The organism is Paenibacillus sp. FSL H8-0122 (assembly GCF_038005345.1).
Lineage (GTDB): Bacteria > Bacillota > Bacilli > Paenibacillales > Paenibacillaceae > Paenibacillus_AQ.
Genome location: NZ_JBBOTB010000001.1, coordinates 2028597 through 2051766, shown reverse-complemented (window position 1 = coordinate 2051766; position 23170 = coordinate 2028597). Strand labels below are relative to the sequence as shown.

17 protein-coding genes and 1 pseudogene are annotated in these 23170 nt (G+C 51.6%); 4 read left to right on the top strand and 14 right to left on the bottom strand.

Going from position 1 to position 23170, the window contains the following annotated elements; translation table 11 throughout:
* Entirely contained in the window at positions 1-708 is a 708-nt protein-coding gene (locus NSS64_RS08860; RefSeq protein ID WP_340993416.1) for a response regulator transcription factor, read from the bottom strand.
* 157 nt (positions 709-865) lie between these two features.
* Here NSS64_RS08860 and NSS64_RS08855 point away from each other — a divergent pair, with 157 nt between their 5' ends.
* A complete protein-coding gene (locus NSS64_RS08855; RefSeq protein WP_341139861.1) occupies positions 866-1537 on the top strand; it encodes a hypothetical protein in 672 nt (223 codons plus the stop codon).
* A 96-nt stretch (positions 1538-1633) separates the two neighbouring features.
* Here NSS64_RS08855 and NSS64_RS08850 read toward each other — a convergent pair whose 3' ends face one another.
* From NSS64_RS08850 to NSS64_RS08835, 4 genes are all read right to left on the bottom strand, one after another.
* On the bottom strand, positions 1634-2275 hold the full coding sequence (locus tag NSS64_RS08850; RefSeq protein ID WP_341139860.1) for a cupin domain-containing protein: 642 nt from the start codon (positions 2273-2275) through the stop codon (positions 1634-1636).
* A 105-nt stretch (positions 2276-2380) separates the two neighbouring features.
* Complete coding sequence (locus NSS64_RS08845; RefSeq protein ID WP_340993419.1) at positions 2381-3247, bottom strand: methyl-accepting chemotaxis protein; 867 nt, start codon at positions 3245-3247, stop codon at positions 2381-2383.
* A gap of 56 nt (positions 3248-3303) precedes the next feature.
* Positions 3304-8727, bottom strand: a complete 5424-nt coding sequence (locus tag NSS64_RS08840) for a diguanylate cyclase (protein WP_341139859.1) — start codon at positions 8725-8727, stop codon at positions 3304-3306.
* Positions 8728-8739: 12 nt separating this feature from the next.
* The gene (locus tag NSS64_RS08835; protein ID WP_341139858.1) at positions 8740-9906 is read right to left on the bottom strand and encodes a small-conductance mechanosensitive channel; all 1167 of its coding nucleotides are present in this window, start codon (positions 9904-9906) and stop codon (positions 8740-8742) included.
* Between the two features lie 335 nt (positions 9907-10241).
* On the opposite strand from NSS64_RS08835, the gene NSS64_RS08830 reads away from it, so the two are divergent.
* Together NSS64_RS08830 and NSS64_RS08825 are read left to right on the top strand one after the other, a co-directional pair.
* On the top strand, positions 10242-10667 hold the full coding sequence (locus NSS64_RS08830) for a VOC family protein (protein WP_340939816.1): 426 nt from the start codon (positions 10242-10244) through the stop codon (positions 10665-10667).
* A 213-nt stretch (positions 10668-10880) separates the two neighbouring features.
* Positions 10881-11285, top strand: coding sequence for a CBS domain-containing protein (locus NSS64_RS08825; protein ID WP_036733033.1), 405 nt, complete (start codon positions 10881-10883; stop codon positions 11283-11285).
* Between the two features lie 90 nt (positions 11286-11375).
* Here NSS64_RS08825 and map read toward each other — a convergent pair whose 3' ends face one another.
* The 8 genes from map to NSS64_RS32725 form a co-directional block, all read right to left on the bottom strand.
* Positions 11376-12122, bottom strand: a complete 747-nt coding sequence (map, locus tag NSS64_RS08820) for a type I methionyl aminopeptidase (RefSeq protein ID WP_036733023.1) — start codon at positions 12120-12122, stop codon at positions 11376-11378.
* Positions 12123-12334: 212 nt separating this feature from the next.
* A complete protein-coding gene (locus NSS64_RS08815; RefSeq protein ID WP_341139857.1) occupies positions 12335-13423 on the bottom strand; it encodes an RNA-guided endonuclease InsQ/TnpB family protein in 1089 nt (362 codons plus the stop codon).
* Positions 13395-13793, bottom strand: a complete 399-nt coding sequence (gene tnpA, locus NSS64_RS08810) for an IS200/IS605 family transposase (protein WP_340752970.1) — start codon at positions 13791-13793, stop codon at positions 13395-13397. The genes NSS64_RS08815 and tnpA overlap by 29 nt, the downstream gene beginning before the upstream one ends.
* Positions 13794-14046: 253 nt before the next feature.
* Positions 14047-15762 carry an assimilatory sulfite reductase (NADPH) hemoprotein subunit gene (gene cysI, locus NSS64_RS08805; RefSeq protein ID WP_340939811.1) on the bottom strand — a complete coding sequence of 572 codons (1716 nt, stop codon included), beginning with the start codon at positions 15760-15762 and terminating at the stop codon, positions 14047-14049.
* 32 nt (positions 15763-15794) lie between these two features.
* Positions 15795-17648, bottom strand: a complete 1854-nt coding sequence (locus NSS64_RS08800) for an assimilatory sulfite reductase (NADPH) flavoprotein subunit (protein WP_341142788.1) — start codon at positions 17646-17648, stop codon at positions 15795-15797.
* A 250-nt stretch (positions 17649-17898) separates the two neighbouring features.
* Positions 17899-18363, bottom strand: coding sequence for a signal peptidase II (gene lspA / locus NSS64_RS08795; RefSeq protein ID WP_340939810.1), 465 nt, complete (start codon positions 18361-18363; stop codon positions 17899-17901).
* 210 nt (positions 18364-18573) lie between these two features.
* Positions 18574-19548: an aldo/keto reductase gene (locus NSS64_RS08790; protein WP_341139856.1), complete on the bottom strand. Its 975-nt coding sequence runs from the start codon at positions 19546-19548 to the stop codon at positions 18574-18576.
* Between the two features lie 523 nt (positions 19549-20071).
* Positions 20072-20269, bottom strand: a complete 198-nt coding sequence (locus NSS64_RS32725; RefSeq protein ID WP_445667785.1) for an IS66 family transposase — start codon at positions 20267-20269, stop codon at positions 20072-20074.
* A 760-nt stretch (positions 20270-21029) separates the two neighbouring features.
* Between NSS64_RS32725 and NSS64_RS32720 the strand changes: the two are divergent.
* Positions 21030-22586, top strand: a pseudogene (locus tag NSS64_RS32720) (IS1182 family transposase).
* A gap of 95 nt (positions 22587-22681) precedes the next feature.
* Here NSS64_RS32720 and NSS64_RS08775 read toward each other — a convergent pair.
* Positions 22682-23125, bottom strand: coding sequence for a copper amine oxidase N-terminal domain-containing protein (locus tag NSS64_RS08775; RefSeq protein ID WP_341139854.1), 444 nt, complete (start codon positions 23123-23125; stop codon positions 22682-22684).
* Between the last annotated feature and the right edge of the window lie 45 nt (positions 23126-23170).

Sequence of the window (23170 nt, the reverse complement as noted above, 5' to 3'; positions counted from 1 at the left end):
TCATTCCTGCACCCCTCTCATACGGTAGCCGTGGCCCCAGACCGATTCCAGCGGCAGGCCGTCCATTTTTTTGCGGATGCGCTTGATCAGATGGTCGACAGCACGGTCGCTGCCGAAATAATCCTCTCCCCAGACATGGCCCAGCAGCTCTTCGCGTGTAAAGGCCCGGTTCGGACTTCCCGCAAACACCATCAGCATCAGGAATTCCTTGCTGGTCAGCTCCACTTCAGCTCCTTGCCAGAAGGATCTTCTCTCCTCGGGATGCAGCAGCAGACTGCCCAGCTCTATCCCTGAATGCACAGCAGGCAGAACAGCCGCAGACCGGGAAGAGTGAAGGCGCTCCCACCGTTTCAGCTGGCGGTTAATCCGGGCTACCAGCTCACGGGGACTGAAGGGCTTGACGAGATAATCGTCGCTGCCAAGCTCCAGACCCAGGATTTTATCCACTTCATTATCTTTGGCAGAGATCATAATAATCGGCACCTCCGCCTCATCACGGATACGCCTGCACAGCTCATAACCGTCCATTCCCGGAAGCATAATATCAAGCACCCACATGGCGGGAGGATCATTCCTCCATAAATCCCACGCCTCCTCGGCACTTCCAAGACCAACTGTCCTGTAATTCTCCTTATGTAAATAAGCTTCCACCAGATTGCGTATATTCTCGTCATCGTCCACAACAGCAATGACCGTTTGATTGTTCATCCAGGTAACCTCCGTGATTTGTCTCTTCACCATTATAGCAAGCGGCGGAGCGGGATAGGGCACTGCCATTGTTTTTCCACATTGCTGACCCTCTCCTGCCACAGAAGCCCGCTATAGTGAGAGCTGTAAGACAAACCACCTGAAGGAGTGTTCGTACATGAATCGTCTAATCGTAAAAAGAATGGCTCTATCCACCCTGCTGCTGTCCAGTATCGCCACCCCGGTCTTCGCGGATACGGGAATCACTTCGCCCCCAGTACAGGGACCCACTGCCACTATAAGCATGGCCGCTGCATCCACAAATGGCAGTGAGCTGCGCCCCTTGCTTGAACCGCAGGTTCTGGCACTGGTGAACAGCTATGCACCGGAAACATCCCAGGACTGGCGGGATACGCTCAGCCGCTACCATGATTTGACAAGCACGAAGGCGCTTAACGTGGTTCTCACCACGCCGATGTCTGCTGCTCCATGGACAGAACAAGCTGGCATTGTGGACGTGCAATTAGCCATGCCTGGAACATTGACGGACGCAGAAACGACTCCCCTTACAGCTGTGACGGCATCCGGAATAACAGGGGTCCAAGCTAAGGCAGTCCCTTTTGAATTAGGAGCCGTAAACCTCACATTAGCGGGGCTTAACCATCTGGAATCCGGCAAGCTTGCCAATGTGGTAACCTTACATGCATCGTATATCGACGGCTTATTCAAAGAGCAGGCTGCACTGGCAGAGGCTGCACATTCCGCAGATGCAGCAGCCATTAAGCAGGCACTGTCCGGACTGCTGAGACAGTATAAAGACCTTAACCACAAGCTGGAAGAAGCGAAATAAACCGCGCATACCCTGTATCCATTAGAAAAGCAGGCCAAGGAATTCCTCCCTGGCCTGCTTTTTCTTTTTAGATCATTAATATAATGTAGCCGCCGCCTACCGGCGGGGATACATCGGATAAGGATAGAAAGCTGCGGCGGGCTGCTGGGCTGCGTAGGCGGGCATGCTTTTGGCGGGCGGGGCTATGTTCATTCCCCCGGCAGACCCTGCAACAGTGCAGCCCGGAGGCGGTCCAAGAATAATCGATTCCTTCAGCGGAGCCACGGCCTTGGCATATTCCTCTTCATTGATGCAATAGGCGCGCTGGATGACCTCTGCGGGAACAGCCCGCAGGAAGTCTGAACCATACACAATATCCGGTGTCGGCGCATCGAAGATCGCCAGGAAATGGGCCTGTTCACTCTCGGCCAGAATCCAGTGGAACCAGCCCTGCGGGAAGACAGCAATTTGTCCGGCCTTCAGATGATAGGTCATCAGCTTCTGGGTGAACGGATCGAACACGGAGGCAATCAGCTCTCCGCTAATCACGAAGATCATCTCTGTCACGTTCGTGTGCCAGTGCGGCTGGACAATGAAGCCCTTGCTCATATGTGCATTGAAGAACCCGTTACGTATCGCCGGCAGCTGCTCGGCAAAAAGCTGCGTAATATAATTGTTCGCATCCCGCTTATAATTAAGCACCTGGTTAGAATCGGCGGCAAGCTTCAGGTCCGGTGCCTGCAATACTGGATCTAGCATGATTTGTTCCTCCTCAGACTGGATTGTAGCCTTAATTAACACTGGGCATTCGTCCAGATACTATATGCGGGGGAGGAACCCTTTGACACTAGAGTCAGGTGCGGATTAGATCAGGCGAGCGATACTCTCAATCTCCACGGCGGAGGCTGCAAGCTGCTGCATCGAGGCGGTGATCTCCTCTGTGGCTGCGGCCTGGCGTTCGCTTTGCGCCAGACAATCCGTAAGCACGGCATCCATCTGGTTAATCTTCTGCTTGATCATCTGCAGAATGCCGGCAATATCCTTCGCCGATGAAGCACTGGATACCGACATTTTGCGGATCTCCTGGGCCACGATACCGAAGCCCCGTCCATGCTCAGCGGCATGAGCCGCTTCAATCGCTGCATTCAGCCCGAGCAGATTGGAGTTGTCTGCCACCTTGCGGATGAAATCGAGAATCTCGTCCGTCTGCTGCAGATCCTCAACCACCTTCTGGCCCAGCTCTTTCAGATCCCCTACAGTATTCGCCAGATCCGAGGCCGTTCCCGCAATCTCTACCGAGGTCGAGCTGATCTCGTCGGAGGTTACCGCCAGAGCATTCGCTGCATCGCTGAGCGTTACCTGATTACTGAGGCTGATTCCGATCGTGAACACACCTGTCACCACCCCGTTCCGGTCCCGGATCGGCATGGATGACGATTTAAAAGGAATCCCGTAGATCTCTCTTGGAATCGTAGCGCTGACTTCCTCCCCGCTCTCCAGAGCAGCCCGGATTCCTCCGCTGGGCGGTACTGGAGAACCCAATTCAATCTTGGCTTTCAATTCCTTCCCTTGCAGATAATAAATGAACTTGTCCCGATCTGCCAAAGCAAACATTACATCCAGCGGGAAAAGCCGCTGCACCAAGGGCAAAGATACTTCAAGCGCCTTCCGCAGCTGGTCCATTTCTGATGCTTGTCCTGATTCCTGTTCGGATTCGTGTTCGGTATTCATTGCTTCAACAGCTCCCTAATTCTATTTATTTATGTACATCTCTTATCACTTGAATCTTATCGCTTGAACAATGTAACACAGTTGCGCCCTTCCGCCTTGGACTGATACAGTGCATCGTCACCCAGCTTGTAGATATCCTCCTCGCGCAGACCGTCCACCAGCACGGCGGCTACGCCGATAGAGACGGTAATTCTTCCGTATTCCGGACTTAGGTCATGCTGAATCCCCAGCTCCGCAATGCTTCGTCTGATCAATTCGGCGAACACACGGGACTCTGGAGGGGTAAGTCCGGCGGCCACAATGCCGAATTCTTCACCACCCAGCCGGAACGCGGTTCCATCCGCCTGTTCAGCCAGCTCCTTCAGTACCCCGCCGATTCTGCGCAGTACCGTATCGCCTTCATAATGTCCGTAGGTATCATTGAATTTTTTGAAATAATCAATATCCAGCATCAGGTAGGTTAAATACCGTTTGCCTGCAGCAGCCTTGTCCACTTCATCCAGGAACAGCTTATTGAAGTATCTGCGGTTGTACAGCCCGGTTAATTCATCGGTGATCGAGATCTTTTCAATCAGTCCGATATATTTGCTCAGCTCCCCGTTGTTGAACTCCAGCTCCTTCGTCCGCTCGGCTACCAGTTCCTCCAGATGCTCCTTGTGGCGCCGCAGCTCCTCTTCCGCCTTCTTCCGCTCGGTAATATCCTTGATCGTTCCCTGAATCGCCGGCTTATCCTGATACATAATCCGGACAACCTTGTGAATGACGATAACTTCATGCGACTTATCCTTATGCAAAAGCCTAGTCTCATACTCTTCCGGTGCCTGCTTGCCCTCGACTCGTCTGGCATAATAATGCATCACCTTCTCCCGCTCCGGCGGCGTAACGAAATTCCCGAAGGGCTGCTCCAGCATCCCGCCCGGTTCATAGCCCAGCATCTGCTCCAGCGCCTCATTAACATAGACACACCGCATATCCTGGACCACGAATACCCCGTCCTGCAGGTTGTTGACTAATTGGCGGTATTTCTCCTCAGAGCGCTCAAGCTCATTATACAGACTGGCATTCTCAAGCGAGAAGACCATCTCTCTGGACAGCAGATTGATAATCTTCATCCGTTCCTCGGTGAATACGCCGGTGACCAGATTATTCTCCAAATAGATGATGGCAATCGTCTTATTCTGGTTAATCAGCGGCATGCAGACCATCGATTTCGGCTGCTGTCTCACAATATAAGGATCATTCACGAATGGAGTCTCGGAATAGGCATCATTGTAGATCAGACTCTCCCGGCTCTCCTCCACCTGTTTGATGATCGCAGCAGGCAGATTGTCCAGCTGATGCGACTCATGAATCGCCACAGAGATCCGGTCTGTGTCCGCTTTATATTCTCCTTCGACCAACAGATTGGCCTTGGAGGTCATCAGGATACAGCCCCGCTGCGCCCCGGCATTCTTGATCACAATCTCCATCAGCGCTTCCAGCAGGTGGTTCAGCTCAATTTCTTTGGAGATGGCCTGTGAAGCCAGAATGATGGAATTCAGATCAATGCTCTCAGTATAATCGGTCACCGTCCTGCCGTGCATGAACTCCTTGGTGCTGATTTTCTGGTCCAGAGCAGGGTATCGCTCCTTGATGAACACGATCTTCTCCTTGGCGCCCCAGACCGAATAATAGTATTCGGATTGTCTGAGCAGATAGGCAGCGAACTCGTTGAAGCCCTTGTCCATATAGTACCGGGCCGCCAGCTCGTTGCAGAGTGCCTTATAGCGGACGAAGCTTCCCTGCTCGCTGGCCTCAATTGCCAGATCATAATAATAGCCTGCGCGCGTGCTGTTCCCGGAGATCCGGGACCATTCGGCCCTCATCAGATATTCATGCTGGCGGAAGGTTCCCGGTGCATTGCTGGCCCATTTGCGTACCCGGCCGAGCTCCTTGCGCATTTTGGACCTGGCCTTCCGCTTGCCGTTCACACCCAAATCCTTGTAAGCATAAGCGAGATTCAGGAAGGTGTAGAGCGCGAATTCTTCCATAAAAGCCGAACCGGCCAGCGTCCCGATAATCGGATAGGCCCGCTCGATATACTCCAGCGCTTCATCATGCTTCTCGTAGAGAAACAGCAGCTTCATTTTGTAAATATAATAGATCGCAATTCCCGAGTAATACCTCGCTTCCTGCAATTCGTGCAGATAGACCTCTTCACTGAAGGCTTCATTGTTGAAAGAGGTGCGGTCCGGCAGCTCTCCGGCAAGACTGAGGTAATACTGGCGGGCCAGCTGCGCTGTGGCAAGCGACTCCCTGTACTTCGTGTTCTCAATCATAGAGATCGTACGCTCGTTCTCCTGAAGCAAAGCCGGGATGTCCATCGACGGATTCCAGAGATTCACATAGAAGGCGGAATGGGCCAGATAGAGCAGATCGCCTGTCCGCAGACTGGCTTCAATGGAGGTGCCGAACCAGTCCTGCAGCGTATCCCAAGGCTCGGTCCAGGCATGGCTGAACAGCGTATACAGGACATGCGCCGCGCCTTTCCATTGCAGATCATTGAATTTGTCATTAATTCTGATCCCGAGACGTCCATAAGCGAAGGCCCCCCGGGTATCGCCGAAGCCGGACAAGAGCATGGCATAGCCGATAAAAGCGAGCGCCGACTCCGGGGAGTTGCCGTATTTCAGCGTCAAGCCCACCTTCTTCAGCACCACCAGACCAAACAGTGAGGTCTCCCCGGAGATAAATGCAGGCGGTATAAAGTTAATCAGCAGCCGCATAACCAGCTTCATCTCCGGGTCCTGCATCTCCGGCAGTGCAAAAATCGTCTCCGGCGTTCTCCTCCGCAGCGCAGCCTTAATGACCAGCAGCTCCTTAAGGACGGCGGGCATTCCAACCTTAGCCGGAATCTTAATTCCGAGCGCCTTCAGCCCCCGTCTCCCTGAAGCAATCGACTCGGGCATCATACCGAGGTACATATAATGATTGGTCTGCATCTCATAGATTTCCGCAATAGCCATCCGCTCCGTAGTTTGCTCCAGCAGCAGACGGCAAGCCTGGTCCCCCTGACCGATATGATGAGTGAGATAGCTGCATTCCGCATACAGCCTGTAGATCCCCGCCGCCTGCCCCGGGTCTGTACTCCAGATCTGCTCCGGGAGCAATTCCATTGCCGCTTCAAGCAGTAAGAAGGCCGAATCATACCCGTATCCTGCTTTGGCCTTATAGGCTGCCCTCAGATTCAGAGCGACGATCTCACGCGCCTCCGAGCTATCGGTGATTAACTCCAGCCCTTTATTAATATGGGTTGCGATATCGACCAGCTTGTCCTCGATCTCCTCCTCTCCAAGATTCCGCAGCAGCAGCCGGCCGATACTAAGATGAAGTCTCTTCCCCCGTTCAGGATCAAGCAGCTGGTAGAAGGCCTGCTGAATCCGGTCATGGGCGAATTTCAGCCGGATGCCTACCTGCGCAGCCTCGCGGCCGGATTCAGCAAGTGTAGCCGAGAATATAGCGTACTTGTGGTCGGCAGGGACGATATATTCTTCCTGGACCGCCCGGGTAACCGCAGCCGCAATCACCTCCGGCGCTTCTTCTCCGATCAGCGTCAGCATCCCGTAATCGAACACACTGCCGGCCGCCGAGCTGAGCATCAGAATATGGCGGACCTCCTCCGGCAGATGCTGCAGCTGTCCAACCAGGAAATCCACCACACTGTCGTGGACCGGCAGCGCCTCCAGCTCCTCCAGGCTCCAGCTCCATTCCCCGTTCCGCTTATCGAAGTAGATAATCCCGCGCCGGTGAAGATCCTTCAGCATTTCCGTCAGGAAAAAGGAATTCCCCTTGGACCGCTTATATAACCGTCCGGTAATTCCTTCAACGCGTTCCATGCTGCTGTATAGCGTGTCCGCCACAAGGCTTTGTACATCTGTTTCTTGCAGCGGCTGAAGATGAATACGTCCAACCTCACGGTTTTTGCCGATCTTGGCCATCGCGGCGAACAAGGGATGACCTTCATGGATCTCATTCTGCCGGAAGGAGCAGATTACAAACATCCGCTGCAAATGGTTATCCAGCACCAGCTTCTCCACCAGCTGCAGGCTGGAATAATCCGCCCACTGGACATCATCCAGGAAGAGAACCAGCGGCCGGTCCGGATACGTTATGGCCTGCACGAACTTGGCAAAGGTCAGGAAGAACCGGTTCGTCTCCTCAGCCGGACTCAGCGGTTCCGGCTCTGGCTGAATCCCGATCCAGGTAGCAAGCTCAGGGATCAATCCCGTAATTACACCGCCGTTGCCGCCAAGCAATCGGGTAAGCGAACGGCTGATCTCACGCTTATACTCCTCATCCGGGCCCTCCAGCAGCTGGCTGACCAGCCTGCGGAAGGCCTGAATGAGCGCACTGTACGGAATGTTCTTATTGTACTGGTCGAACTTCCCTTCCGCGAACAGCCCCTTCTCCCGGCTGATCGTCCGGTGCAGCTCATGGACCAGTGCTGTTTTACCTGCACCTGCATCACCGGAGACCAGCATAACCTGTGAACTCCCGTTAACGCTGCTGCGGAAGGCCGCCTCCAGGGTGGACAGCTCCTGCTGTCTGCCGACTATTTTTTGCGGAATACGGAAGGTGTTCAGGAGATCCTCCGTTCCAATCACGAAATCCGCCTGCCCGGCCAGGCATCTCTTCAGATCGGCCTTAATGCCGTGAGCGCTGCGGTACCGGTCCTCAGACGACTTCTCCATCAGCTTCATAATGACTGCCGACAAGCCCCTGCTAACCCTGCCTCCGGTTGCATGGTAAGGAGAGACGGCTTCCTTCGCAATAATGGAATAGATCTGCTCCAGCATCTCGGACGATGGATACGGCATAAGGCCGGTCATCATCTCGTACAGGACGACACCCAGTGAATAGTAGTCACTCCGGTAATCAATATTCCGGTTCATCCGGCCGGTCTGTTCCGGTGAGATGTACAGCAGACTGCCCTCCAGCACGCCGCTGTTCTGGAAATCCCGTCTCTCCTTGGACAGCTTCACCGCAAGGTCGAAATCAATCACCTGGACAATATCCCGCTCCCGGTTCCAGATGATATTCGACGGCTTGATATCCTTATGGATCACGTTCTGCTCATGGATGGAGCCGAGAATATCCACAACCTTGACCGCCAGTCTCAGTAAATCCTCCTCCCCCGGCTGCTCCTCCGCCAGAATCCGCTTCAGCGAACGTCCGCATATATCCTCAAGGACCATGACATACAGACCGTTCTGCTCTTCAAGCCTCAGGGGACGGATAACCCCTTCTGTGGTGGTGCTAAGCTCAGTAAGCAGCTTATATTCCTGCTTGAAGCGCATCACCGCTTCGGTTCCGGCAAATTCCGATTTCAACACCTTGAGAATGACCGTTTCTGCAGAAGAAGCCTCTGTGCAGCGGTATACAGCTTTTATCGGATTATCTGAAATGGTCTCCAGGACCTGATAATGGTCATTAGCAATCATTGTACTCCACCTTTAGCCTTGTTCTTCCGTAACCTCAATATCGGCATTGAATTTAAATACATAGGCAGCAATCAGCCAGATAATCCAGCAATTCAGCCCAAAGAACAGATAACCGAAATACCCCAGAACCGGCATCTCGGAAAAAATATGAAACTTGTCCAGATAAGGCACAGAGTATTTCCAATAATTCGGGTTGGTGGGGGCATCATCATGGAACCATTCACTGCCAAAGTTCCAGAACTCCCAGAAGAAGCCGTTGAACAGAGTAGCCAGCCCCACCAGAATCACCTTAGACCAGTCTCCGTTCTTCACCGGGGTGAAGGGGGTCCAGTAACCGGCAAGCGCCATCGCTGCGGACAGCATCGGAACCAGCGCAACCCACAGCACCCAGAACAGCAGGTACGGATAATAGCCCATGCCGAAGGCCAGGATCAGCCCGAGAATATAATAGATGATCAGCCACATGCGTGATACGTTCAGCTTAGGCCCATGGCTATAACGGTTGCGGAACAGACGGAAGGTCTTGAGGAGTAAATACCATTCGAAGATGGCCGGAAGAACGGTGGTATAGGATAAGGAGAACCAGAACACATTGCCGAAGTTAGAGAACACTTCATTATTAGGGTAATACCAATTCTCCAGGACGAAGAAATTCAGGTATTCAAAAGCAAACCAGCTGAAGCAGGACACCACCGCCAGCAGCTGCATCACCCGGGGCTTACGCGAGATGATCGAGGCTCCATGATTTCTCCGGTAGACCAGCCCGTCCAGAATCAGAATAAAGGACCACCAGAGGGGAACAAACGTGTAATGCTCCAGTGAGATAAACAGCTTCACCCGGGCCCACATCAGGAACCAGCTAAGCGCAAACACCGGCAGGCTCCACCAGAACCAGACAGGGAAAGAGGTGGCCGCCCCCGCCTTCCGGGGTGCCTCCTCCGTCTTCTTGAAGCCGAACCATCCGGGGAATACCAGGACCAGTGTGATGATCAGGGCCACGACGCAGGCGAGCGAGAAATAGAGCAGGCTGAACCCGGGGTCAGCTTCGACCTTCTGAGCCGGGAAATCCCCGTAACCGGGCGGCATCCCCTTCCATTTCGCCAGACTGCCGAGTAACGGGAGCAGAAAGATAAGTCCGAAGGTAACGATCAAGAATGCTGTCTTTTTCCATGTTTTCATTGTGCAAAACCCCGCTTATGTATGTAGTTGAAAAGTCGAAATTTGTTGATAATCGCTAATATTCGATAACACTCCAGTTTATTCCTGCTGGCCGCACACAAAAAAATGCCCCACCGTCCACTTCCATGACGTATGGAGCATCTGTGCGGGGGCTGTGCGCCGAATAATTCGCGGCAATATGTATATCAAACGCCTCCCGGATCAAGGGAGTGATCCCCACAAGATCTGGACCGGCACAGTACACACCCCGAATATTTGTAAATGCACAGGCACATGATACAATGTGACCGTAACGTGGTGCTTGTCCCATAATTAACTCTTGAGGAGTGAAGGCTGTGGCAATTGATGTGTACTTGAATTTCAATGGCAATACCCGGGAAGCGGTAGAGTATTATGCAGAAGTATTCGGTACAGAAGCTCCGCATATTATGACATTCGGCGAAGCTCCGCCTGATCCGTCCCATCCTCTGCCCGAGGAGGCCAAGTCTCTCGTGATGCATGCCAGACTGCAGATTGCCGGCAGCACGGTGATGTTCTCTGATGTGTTCCCCGGCATGCCGTTCACGGAAGGCAATAATATCAGCCTGTCGCTGCTTCATACGGATGAAGCGAAGATTACGGAATGGTTCAATAAGCTCAAAGAAGGCGGTACTGTGAGCATGGAGCTGCAGCAGACCTTCTGGAGCAAGGCCTACGGGAACCTGAAGGACAAATTCGGTATCCACTGGCAGCTCAGCCATGACAACGGCCAGAACGGCTGATTTCCTACCCTTTTCTAGTACACAAAAGTGACTCAGGATATGACGGTTCTTCCCCTGAAAGGACCGCATATCCTTTTTTGTATGGCTTCATAACCGCAGCCTAACCGTAACATTTCAAAGTTGTAACCTGATTTTTAATGCGCTTACATCCTGTTCTATGTTTTAATTGTAATAACGTTATGTACTTCATCCTACTGTAAAGGAGACTAACCTATGGAAATATCCTCATTTTTGCTGCCCAAGGATCAGGTTGCGTACATTACCTCCTCGATCTCCATGCGGGAAGCGCTGGAACAGCTGGAGAATCATTATTATTCGGCCATTCCGATTATTGACGATGCCGGTAAATATGTTGGGACCTTGTCGGAGGGCGATCTGCTATGGAAGCTGAAGAACACCGACGGTCTGAGCTTCGCGAATATGAACGAGGTGACCGTCGGCACCATTCAGCGTCATGTGCATAACGAGAGCGTCGAGATCCACGCGCAGATGGAGGATATGCTGACCCTGGCTGCTGACCAGAATTTCGTTCCCGTAGTGGACGACAGCGGAATCTTCCTCGGCATCATCCGCCGCAAGGACATCATCGAGTACTACACACGCAATATTACGGATTAACTCAGGCGAAGCTGCAGCAAAGGCAGGACTGTCCTCCATGGACGGCCCTGCCTTTGCTGCGTCAAGCGGATCTGTATCCACTCAAGCCATTTACAGCTCTGTCAAAATAATCGTGCCCTGCGGGGTGACCGCCAATGTATGCTCATACTGGGCCGACAGACCTCCGTCAATGGTCCGCGCAGTCCACCCGTCGGCATCTACCTTGGTCCGGTAGCTGCCGGTATTGAGCATGGGCTCGATGGTGAACACCATGCCTTCCTTAATCCGCGGGCCTTTGCCGGCCGGGCCGTAATGAGGCACTTCAGGCGCTTCATGCATCTCGGAGCCAATCCCATGGCCGATGAAGTCCCGGACGACGGAGTAGCCGTTAGATTCGGCATAGACCTGGATAGCATGCGCTACGTCGCCTATACGGTTGCCGGCTACAGCCTGCTCGATGCCTTTGAACAGAGATTCCTTGGTTGTCGCCAGCAGCTTCTCCGCCTGCTCGCTAATTGTACCCACCCCGTAGGACCAGGCCGAATCCGCCAGCCAGCCGTTCAGGTTGACTACCATATCAATCGTTACAATATCTCCATCCTTCAGCTCCTCATGCTTAGGGAAGCCATGACAGATGACATCATTCACAGATGCGCAGGTGGCATACGGGTAACCGTGATAGCCTTTTTGCTCCGGGGTTGCTCCTTGGGAGAGGATGAACTTCTCGGCAAACTGGTCGATCTCCCAGGTCGTAATTCCCGGCTTGATCAACCCGGCAATCTGCCGGTGGCATTCCGCCAGGATTTTACCGGCTGCCCGCATCTTCTCAATCTCTTCCATCGATTTCATAATGATCATTCAATTCGCCTCTTCTGTACAGAATCCATTACTCACTATATATAATGGCTCTTGGTTATAATGGTGTATTGCTACTCTATATTATTTGAACTTCCACACCCTTAAAGGGCGGGATTCTTAGCTAGTTAGCAGGCGCATCCGTTTCCGCTTTGTTCTACTGCTAAGTTAAGGGCGAGTTCATTCGCCCATCCTAGATCAGAGCTTATAGCTATCTAGGCTGGTAGACTGTTACCATCTGCCACAGGTTGACGCATGATGTTGATTGCACCGACTCGATCCCGATGTGCTGTATAACCGCAGTCGCACTGATACGTTCGATCCTTTGCTTTGTTCCGCTGTCCACAAGAGGGACAGGTTTGCGAGGTGTATGCCGGATTCACTTCAACCACTTGGATTCCAGCAAGTGCCGCCTTATATCCGATGAACATTTGCAACTGATAGAACGACCATTGATGCAGATTTTTAGCGTTTTTACGACTTGTTCTTGTCGTCTTACGAATTTTAGTCAGTTTCTCCAGCTTGATGACAGACACCTTTTCTTGAATCGCCATATTCACGATCTGGCGGCTGATTTTGTGATTCTGATCTTTCATAAAACGACGTTCCTTGTCGTTCTGTTTACGGATCGCGGATAACTTTTTAAGCTTTCCTAATTTGCGGCGATAGCTACGGTACTTACGGCGAACAAACTTGTTTTTACGTCCGTTTCCGCAAAATGTGGTCTTCCCGCTAGAAGTTACGACAACAGCAGGCACTTTCAAGCCTAAATCAACTCCCATCACTTCATGACCATCGGCTGGCTTAGTGGGGCATTCGATTGAAATTTGAACAAACCATTTCGCTGATTTTTGAACCACGCGCAGAAGTCCAAGCTTCCCATTCGAAAGGATGTCTCGCTCCCGATCCGAAAGAAGCGCAGGAACCACAAGACGTTGTACTTTTCCATCCAGGATTACTGGGAACGAAATGTTGTTGCCCCAAATCGTATAATTTTGATTGTTCACGTAGTACACCCTCTTTTGGAGAAGAGGTCGCTTCTTCGTTTTCTTGAACCGCTGAAATAGGCTTTTGGCGTCTCGCATCACTTGATTCTTTACGGCAGAGGGTAGATTGGCATGAACGGTTTTTGAAGTTAGTTTCGGAAACGTTCCAGACCTTTCAGCTTGCTCCGTTAATTCGTTGACGGTTCGAATATATTCGCCCCCCATATCTACTAATATAGACGGACGGGGTGGAAAAATGCGGATTTGAATCGTTACGGTTTGCAGAGTCTCACCCCCTTGTTTTTTGTCCCTCAACATATCGTTTGATCGTTTCGCTTGAAAAGTTCCCTGCCGTACTGACCAAGTATGAACGAGTCCAGAGGGATTGCAAGTGGTTCAAGTGCTTAAATTGTTCACGGAGGCGCCGGGAAGTGATTCCTTTGAGTTTCGCCATCAGTTCTGCAGGAGAATCGGTGGGCAGTGCGTTTAGAAAAATATGCACATGATCAGGCATGACTTCCATTGCTAATAGCTGCCAATCCTGTTCGGCACATATCTCTGTAACGATTTGCTTAAACTGAATCTCGACTTGATCGACTAGCACTTTACGTCTGTATCTAGGGCAAAAAACAAAATGATAGTTAATGAAGGATACGGTTGTTTTGGTATTTCTGTAAGCTTGTCTCATACCTAGATTGTAGCATTTAAACAATTTAACTGCTACAAGAACACGCGCTCATTTAGTACAATTTTTACAACATAAGGATGTTTATTGAACAAAGACGGTTCATCCCAACCCTAAAGGAGTGGGCTTTCTCGACCAATTTCTGTAAGGAAATTGCCAAAAATCCAAATCCGCACAACAATTAAGCCTGTCTTCCGCCAAAAAAAAGCAGAAAACAGGCTCATGCCTAACGTTCTTCCTCAATAAGCGGCTGCGGTCAGTCGTGGAAATTGAGTCCCGAGGTAACCGCCTTGACATATCCGCTGCGGATCACATAATCCCCGAAGTGTTCACCAGCAATGCGTTCCTTGGCATAACCATGAATAATCGGCCCGAGGGTGTCTAGAATCTCCTGCTCGTCAATGTTCTCCTTGTACAGCTTGTTCAGCCGGTCTCCGGTAAAGCCTGCTCCCAGGTACATATTATACCTGCCCGGACCTTTGCCGATGAACGCAATCTCGCCGAGCGCCGGTCTGGCACAGCCGTTAGGGCAACCGGTCATACGGATGATAATCTCTTCATTCCGCAGCCCGGCTTCATCAATGATAACCTCCAGCTTATCCAGCAGGTGCGGCAGATAACGTTCCGCCTCCGCCATGGCCAGCCCGCAGGTCGGAAGCGCCACACAGGACATCGCACTTCTGCGCAGTGCGGAATGATGGGCTCCGTCTGTCAGCCCGTATTGCTTGGCAAGCTCCGTAATCTTACGCTTCTTCGCCTGGGTCACTCCGCCGATAATCAGGTTCTGGTTCGGGGTCAGCCGGAAGTCTCCGCTGTGAATCTTGGCAATCTCGCGCAGGCCGGTCATCAGCGGGTAGCCCTCCTGATCCTGAATCCGTCCGCTCTGGATATAGAGCGTCAGGTTCCATTTGCCGTCCATCCCTTTCACCCAGCCATAACGGTCACCATTATGATCGAAGTGATAGCCGCGCGCCGGCTCCAGCGTCCAGCCCAGCCGGTCGTGCAGCTCTCCCTTGAACCAGTCCAGCCCGTGCCGGTCGATCGTGTACTTGAAGCGGGCATTCTTGCGGACCGAACGGTTGCCGTAATCCCGCTGGATCGTCACCGTCTTCTCCGCCAGATCAATCATCTGCTCCGGACGGCAGAAGCCGATGATCCGGCCCAATTGGGGATACGTATTCGTATCGCCGTGTGTCATGCCCATACCGCCGCCGACCGAGACGTTGAAGCCAGCCAGCTTGCCGTCCTCCAGAATGGCGATGAAGCCCAGATCCTGGGAGAATACATCTACATCATTGGACGGAGGCACCGCCAGGCCAATCTTGAATTTGCGGGGCAGGTAGACCGGGCCGTAGATCGGCTCAACCACCTTGCTGTCCACGACCTTTTCGCCGTCCAGCCAGATCTCATGATACGCGCGGGTACGCGGGGCAAGGTGATCGCTGATTTTGTTGGCCCACTCTTGAACCTCGGCATGAACCTCCGACTGATACGGGTTCGGACCGCTCATCACATTCCGGTTCACGTCACCGCAGGCCGCAAGTGTGGTCATCAGGGTGTCGTTGATCGTTCTGATCGTCTTCTTGAGATTCCACTTGAGCACCCCATGCATCTGAAAAGCCTGCCGCGTCGTCAGTCGCAGTGTCCCGTTGCCGTACTTATGGGCCAGCTCATCCATGACAAGCCACTGTGCCGCAGACGCCACACCGCCGGGCGCTACTACCCGCAGCATGAACTGGAAAGCCGGCTCCAGCTTGGAGCGTTCCCGCTCACTGCGCAGATCGCGGTCATCCTGCATGTAGCTGCCGTGGAATTTCAGCAGCCGGTTGTCATCCTCCGGCAGACCTCCTGTAATCGGATTGCTGAGGGTCTCGACAAGCGCCCCGCGCAGATAATTGCTCTCCAGCTTAATATGTTCGACATCACTCGGTGGTCCGCCAATCGGCTTCACCGCTGATTCATTGTTTGCCATTGCTGATTCTCTCCTCTCCGCTTAGGTCCCGCTTAATAGACATCCCGCTGGTAACGCTGCTCCTGCTGAAGGGTCTCCAGATAGTCAGCAGCCGCTTCCGGGCTTAGTCCGCCTTCCTCCTGGATCACTGTAATCAGGGCGGAGTGGACATCATGGGCCATATGCTTCTCATCCCCGCATACGTATACATGCGCCCCTTCCTGCAGCCAGCGGTACAGTTCCTTGCTCTGCTCCAGAATACGGTGCTGTACGTATACCTTCTCCTCAGTGTCGCGTGAGAAAGCCACATCCAGCCTGCTGAGGACACCGTCCTTCAGCATCCGCTGCCAGTCCGTCTGGTAGAGGAAGTCTGTAACGAAATGACGGTCTCCATAGAACAGCCAGGTTGGACCCTCAGCACCCTGCTCTTCACGCTCCTCCAGGAAGGAACGGAACGGGGCAACGCCCGTACCCGGGCCGATCATAATGACCGGTACACTGGAATCAGCAGGCAGCTTGAAGTTCGGATTGTTCTGGATATATACCGGCAAGGTGGCACCCGGCTGTACACGCTCAGCACAGTGTACCGAACAGACGCCGTAACGCTCACGGCCATGTGACTCATAACGTACAGCCCGCACCGTGAAGTGTACTTCATCCGGGTTGGCATTGTAGCTGCTGGCAATGGAATAGAGCCGGGCCGGAAGCTTGCGCAGGATGGTCACGAAGAGACTGGCCGGAGCCTCCCAAGGTCCGTAGTCTTGAATAAGATCCAGCAGATCCCGGCCCTGGATATATTCCTTCAGCTCCTGCTGCCGCCCGGGGGTCAGCAGTTCCTTAAGGGCAGGTGCGGAGGTAAGCCCGGCAGCCTGTTCCAGGAGGGGCTTGGTCAGCACCGTAATTTCGTAATGCCGCAGCAGCGCCTCCTGCAGCGTGCCTTCTTCCCCCTTCTTGTTCAGCGGAACACGTTCATTCGCATCCCAGCCCATAGCGGCAATGATATCTTCTACCAGCTGCGGGTGATTCTCGGGGTAGACACCAAGGGAATCCCCCGGCTCAAAGGTAATATTCGATCCGGCAAGCGACAGCTCCAGATGGCGGGTCTCGCGGTCTGAGCCGCGGCCGTTCAGATTAAGATTCTCCAGTACTTCGGCATGGAAAGGATGATTTCGTGAATAAGCGGATTCCAGCGACTCTGCGCTCTCCGCAGCCTGAACCGCTGCATCCGCAATTCCTGCAGCATTCTGCGCACCGTTAAGCGCGCTGATGACCTGGCCGAACCATTCAGCCACCGGCTCATCATAATCGAGGTCGCAATCTACACGCGGGCTGAGCCGCTGTGCACCCAGCTCTTCCAGCTTCTGATCGAAGTCTTTGCCGGTCTGGCAGAAGAATTCATAGGAGGTATCGCCCAGCGCAAGTACCGAGAAGCGCAAGCCTGGAAGCTGCGGCGCTCTTTTGCTGTAGAGGAATTCATGGAAGGCCCGGGCATTATCCGGCGGTTCCCCTTCGCCATGGGTACTGACCAGCAGCAGCAGGTTCTCTGTCTTCTTCAATCCATTCGGCTTGAAGCTGTTCATCGCGGACACTGTGACCTTGAAGCCCTGCTCCTCCAGCTTGCGGGAGAGGCTCACAGCCAGCCGCTGGCAGTTGCCGGTCTGGGAGCCGAACAATACGGTCACTTCACGCGATGCTTGCTGCGAAGCGGCTGTTGCCGGCTCTGCTACTACTGCTGGAGCAGCGGGGGATACGGCCTGAACGCCTGATCCCTGGTTACCCTGCAGCGACAGGGCAGATAAGTACCCGCTTAACCATACCTGCTGTGAAGGTGTCAGCGTGGGCAGAAGCTGATTCAGCAGCTCTGCCTGGTTCTCATTAAAAGGACTGTTTGTAACTTGTAGTTGCAACAATATCGACCTCTCCTTAGCGTGCAATCTTCTTTCCTCTTAATATCATGAACTCAGGCTAACACAATACCGGCAAACGATCAACGAATCTTATAACAGGCATCATGTTCTTTAAAAGGTAAATACTTGCATAAAATGCACAAAACCCGGCTAAATCACAGTAAAATGCTCTGATTTAGCCGGGTTCATTACTAATTATGATAAGTTGCATTAGATAAAATGATAGACCGGAGACGTCTTTGCCTGCCATTTATAATAGTCTGCGGGTTGCTCTGTGCCGGAAATGGTCCACAAGCAGGTAGATTAGAATGAGAAGGCCTCCGGCATTGATCGCCAGATCGGCCAGATTCATAATCCCGCCACGATTCCCGAAGGCCAGGAAATCTGTCACCTGGTGGTAAACTGCCCGGTCGATGGCATTGCCGATTGCCCCGCCGACCAGGAAGCCGCTGGCTGCTTCGAGCAGGGGGCCGCGGATTTTGCCCTGGCGCCGGTAATAGAAGATTGCTGCTACAAAAATCACAGCCACAATCGCAAAATACTTCCCGAACCCCTGGAATGAGCTGAAGGCCGCGCCGCTGTTCTCATAGTATATAAACCGCAAATGCGGCGTCCAGGAAGGAAGCATCTCCCCAAGCTCCATATGGGTACGCACTATCCACTTGGTCGCCTGATCTAGCATCAGGACGAGGACAGCTATCAGATAAAAAAGCATCGGCAGTTCCCCTATCTTCTCTAGTTGTTCAACTCACAGAATCAGTCTACCACATTTATCTGGATACTTACAAAAATATAGCCGGACCATCCCTTCAGGGACAGTCCGGCCGTTACTGGTTAGATGATTCCGTATCATTCAGCTACTGCGGGATGTGCTGGGTTCCAAACCCTGCTTACCACAGGCATGGTTAACATTCGTTGGCTTCGCTTACCAGGCATACGCTTCCGGTGCCGGCTTGCCCGGTCCCGGGAAGATCTCGTCCAGCTTCTTCAGCGTGGCCTCATCCAGCGTGATCTCGGTCACCCGCAGGGAGTCCTCGAACTGCTCCATCGTACGCGGCCCGATAATCGGTGCGGTCACAGCCGGATTCGCCAGTACCCAGGCCAGAGCGACCTGATCCTCATGCTCGCCCAGTTCCTTGCAGAGTGTGGAGAACTGCTCCAGCTGGCTGCGGTGCTGCTCCAGCTTGGCTGAACGGGCGCTGCGCACCCCAGTCTTAGCGAGCGCATTACGTCCCAGCAGGCCTCCGGCCAGCGGACTCCACGGAATAACACCAAGACCCAGCTCCTGTGAGGCCGGCAGCACTTCCAGCTCCGGCGTCCGTTCCAGCAGGTTGTAGAGATGCTGCTCGGAGACAAGGCCGAGGAAATGGCGCTCCTTCGCCTTCGCCTGGGCAGCAGCGATATGCCAGCCCGCGAAGTTGCTGGAGCCAATATAGTCGGCTTTGCCCTGGGACACCAGGATCTCGAAGGCGCCCCACAACTCGTCCCACGATACGTTCCGGTCGATATGATGCATCTGATATAGTTCAATATGATCGGTCTGCAGGCGCCGCAGCGAGCCTTCGAAATGCCGTCTGATCTTGTAGGCAGACAAGCCTGAGCCGGAATTGGGACCGTCCTGCTCGTCGAACATGTCATTGTAGACCTTGGTGGCCAGCACTACCTTCTCGCGCCGTCCGCCACCCTGCTGAAACCAGCGGCCGATAATTTCCTCTGTCCAGCCCCGCCGGTCCTGGCCGCCGTACACATTCGCCGTATCGAAGAAATTAATTCCCGCATCGAGGGCCGCATCCATAATTCTGAAGGCTTCCTTCTCCTCCGTCTCCGGTCCGAAATTCATCGTCCCCAGACACAACTGGCTGACCTTTAACCCCGATTTACCCAAATAACTGTACTTCATCGCAATTCCTCCCTTTCACTCCTGCTAGATTGGCTGCTTCATATTCACTATAAACCTTAGAGTCCACTCTAAAGCAAGTTTTCCTGGGATACGAACAAGTTCACGCTATGTAAATTGTACTTGTAAGTTTTTCGTACCGGGATGAGTGACTCCAAAGAATGTTTGGCCCTCCAGCCGCTGTTGTCCCCAGATTTCTTAATTTAAACCCCTATCTGCGGTAGAAATCCGGTGACTGCTTATGCTTCCGAAGCTAGCTTTCCTACGGAAAGCTTTCAGGCGGACGCTAACGCTCCTACAGTTCCAAAATTCTCTTCCGTCACGTTTTCCCTCTCTGTCCATTCCCCAAGTTCATTTTACATAACGCCACATAACGCCTAAATAAAATTCTACTTCTCACCGGCATATTGCTTATGTTCGGGTTTTTCGTTACTACTTAGTTCACTTCAAAACAGGGTTATCAGAAAAAGCAAGAGATAGAGAGGAGAGGAAAGGACTTGAAGTTGTTGTTTAATGTATGTGGATACTACGCTCCGTAATCGGGCAAACCAAAGCGCAACGCCTTCTGTTCGAAAGGAACGTAGACTTTCTGCTTCACCTTGACCATTCGGACATCACTATCGGCTTGGTTATTATCAATCGGAATGTGGGGATACCAAAGAAACGAGAGGATCGCCTTTTGTGAACTAAAAAAACGTTCTCCCAGGTTGAGAGGACACTGCAAAACTAGCCTTTCTTAGAAAAGAAATATATTCATCAAAATGACTACAAGGAACTTTCAAGGAAATTCTCATAAAAAAACAATAGGGAGCGAGGATTAACTACCCTCAGCTACAACAACGGACAGGTTTCTATGTTATTGAGGTTTGCGGGGTAATTTTACACTCGATCTGGTTAGGTGAGGTATCCTCATTCCAGCAACAATCAATTACGGAGACCCTGTATGCCGTTGTTACCTATAATAGAAACAATCAGGAAGTAGTTCAACAATTATTGTATATTACGAAGTACCTCTTCTCAATATCAGGATCAATTTGAACAAATGAAACACATAATTAAATCCAAAGTTTAAAGTGTTATACGTGTAAAATGTCATAGCATCCTAAAATTTTAACGATGAACTATTCTCCTAAAGTAAGTAATCAGTAAATAAACTTAATTAGCTAAAAATGAGGGGATGTCCCATAAGCCATGAAATGGCTGGGCCCCCCCTTGTTTTGGAGCTGGATGGACGTTTGTGCTCGGTGAGGACGCTCCGCGAACGAAACGTTGTTACAATCGCTGTGCTCTCCAGATTTTTTTCATTCCCCTTAGCGGTGAAAATCCGAAGACCAAGGCGACCGCTATCGCTTTTCCACAATCATTCCGTTCTCTCCCCTGTTTAAGCGGGAAATGGACACAATATTTATAAAAACACAAAAAAAGAAACCCCTCTTTTGGTAAAATGGAGTTACCACACAACCATTTCAAAGGAGAGGTTTCTTTTGTACATTCAATATACCATGGACCAACTTTGCTTGCCAATGGATCTCGAAGAAGATATTCCAGAATATCACCTCGTTTGTGTCGTGAATGCCGCTGTCAATCGGCTGGACAACGCCATCTTTGACGCGGCCTACCCCGGTGGCGGCCGTGACAGCTCCCACCCCAAAATGCTGACCAAAGTCATCATTTACGCCTACACCCAGCGAATTTATTCTTCTCGTCAAATCGCCAAATCCGTCCGGGAGAACATCCTCTTCATGTGGCTCGCCGGACGGCTGCGGCCAGACTTTCGTACTTTGAATCGTTTCCGTTCCCAGCGGATGAAGACCATTCTCGAAACTGTATTTACCGCCGTGCTCCAATTTCTGGCTGACGAAAAATACGTTTCACTGGAGCAGTACTTTGTGGACGGAACCAAAATGGAGGCGAACTCCAACCGCTATACGTTTGTGTGGGGCAAAGCGGTCAGCAAACACAAAGCCAAACTACAGGAAAAGGTGCAAGCCCTGTTCGCTGACATTGAAACGGCAGAAGAGCAGAAAGAACAGCAGAATCAAGGAAAAGATCTTGTTGAACTCGGTTCAGGTTCTGAAGTGAGCAGTAAGAAACTCGAACAAGCCGTGCAAAAGCTTGAAGCTGAGCTTGCCCTAAAACCGAAAGACAAGCCCCTAAAAAAGGCAGTACGGAAGTTACGCAAAGATTTGCTTCCCCGACTGCTGAAGTACGAACAGTACCAAAAGCTGTTTGGTGACCGAAATAGCTTCAGTAAAACAGATTCAGACGCGACCTTTATGCGAATGAAAGAAGACCACATGCGAAATGGCTAGCTAAAACCGGGCTACAATGTACAGATTGGGACCGAAAACCAGTTTATTTTAGCCTACAGTCTACATCAAAAACCGACCGACACGCGCTGTTTACAGCCGCACATGGAAAAAGCACAGATCCTTGGGAAACTTCCAAAGACCGTCATCGCGGATGCTGGCTACGGCAGCGAAGAAAACTACGCCTACCTAGAAAAGAAAGAGATTCAGGCGGTAGTGAAATACGGCAGCTACCACAAGGAAAAGAGCAAAGCCTGGAAAGCGAATGCCGGAAAGATTGAGAACTGGGCGTACGACGAAACCGAGGATCGCTGGACATGCCCGGCAGGACAAACGCTGTATTTCCGTAAAGAGAGCAAGGAAATCTTAGAGAGCGGATACGAAATTCGGAAGCTTCATTACCGAAGTGAAAACTGCGAAGGATGTCCGCTAAAAGAAAGCTGCACGAAGGCAAGCGGAAATCGGAAAGTTGTGGTGAGTTTGGAACGCTTTCGGTACCAAAATCAGGCTCGGGAAATACTGCGAAGCGAGGAAGGATACCTCTTAGCCGTTCACCGAATGACAGAGCCGGAAAGCGTATTTGGACAACTGAAGAATAACCGGGGCTTCCGGCGTTTTCTGCTTCGCGGTATCGAAAAAGTGACGCTCGAGGTCGGTTGGCTTTCACTTGCCCATGATGTATTAAAACAAGCTGCAAATGACCAAAAACGCAGAGCAGCGATTCTCCAATAACGGGAAAATCGCTGCTTTTTGAGTTTTAAGCTTTTGAAGATAAAGGCCTGGCTCAGCTAGGTTACTTTTGGGACAGCCTCTTTAAACAGTAAAGTTTAACTTGGGAAATTAATATTTATTGAAGCATCATCTGCTGTTGTACTCCAGGTTACTTTTGCTCCAAGCGATTCAGATATAAATCTCAAATTCACATAAAAAATACTACTGGTTGGTTCTAGTGAAGGTGCTTGATTTAATTTTATCAATTTCCCATTTAAATAAGCGTCATATGAATTATCAGTCAATTTAATTGTAGTATCATCTTTTGTTGCAGTAACAGTTTTGCTACTATTATCCCACTTCACTGTCATTCCATATGCTTCGAAGATTGGACGCATAGGGACAAGCGTAGTACCAAGAGAAGTTACATTAGCATAAATATCCATTTTTTCGTTATTTATAAAAACACTCGGATGTTCTCGCGAAGCAAATACACTGCTTACCCCTGATACTAATAAAATAACCGTCGTAGATAATAATATTTTTTTCATTTTTCTCATAATGTGCCTCCAATTTAAAAATAATAGACAATGATCATCTTAATC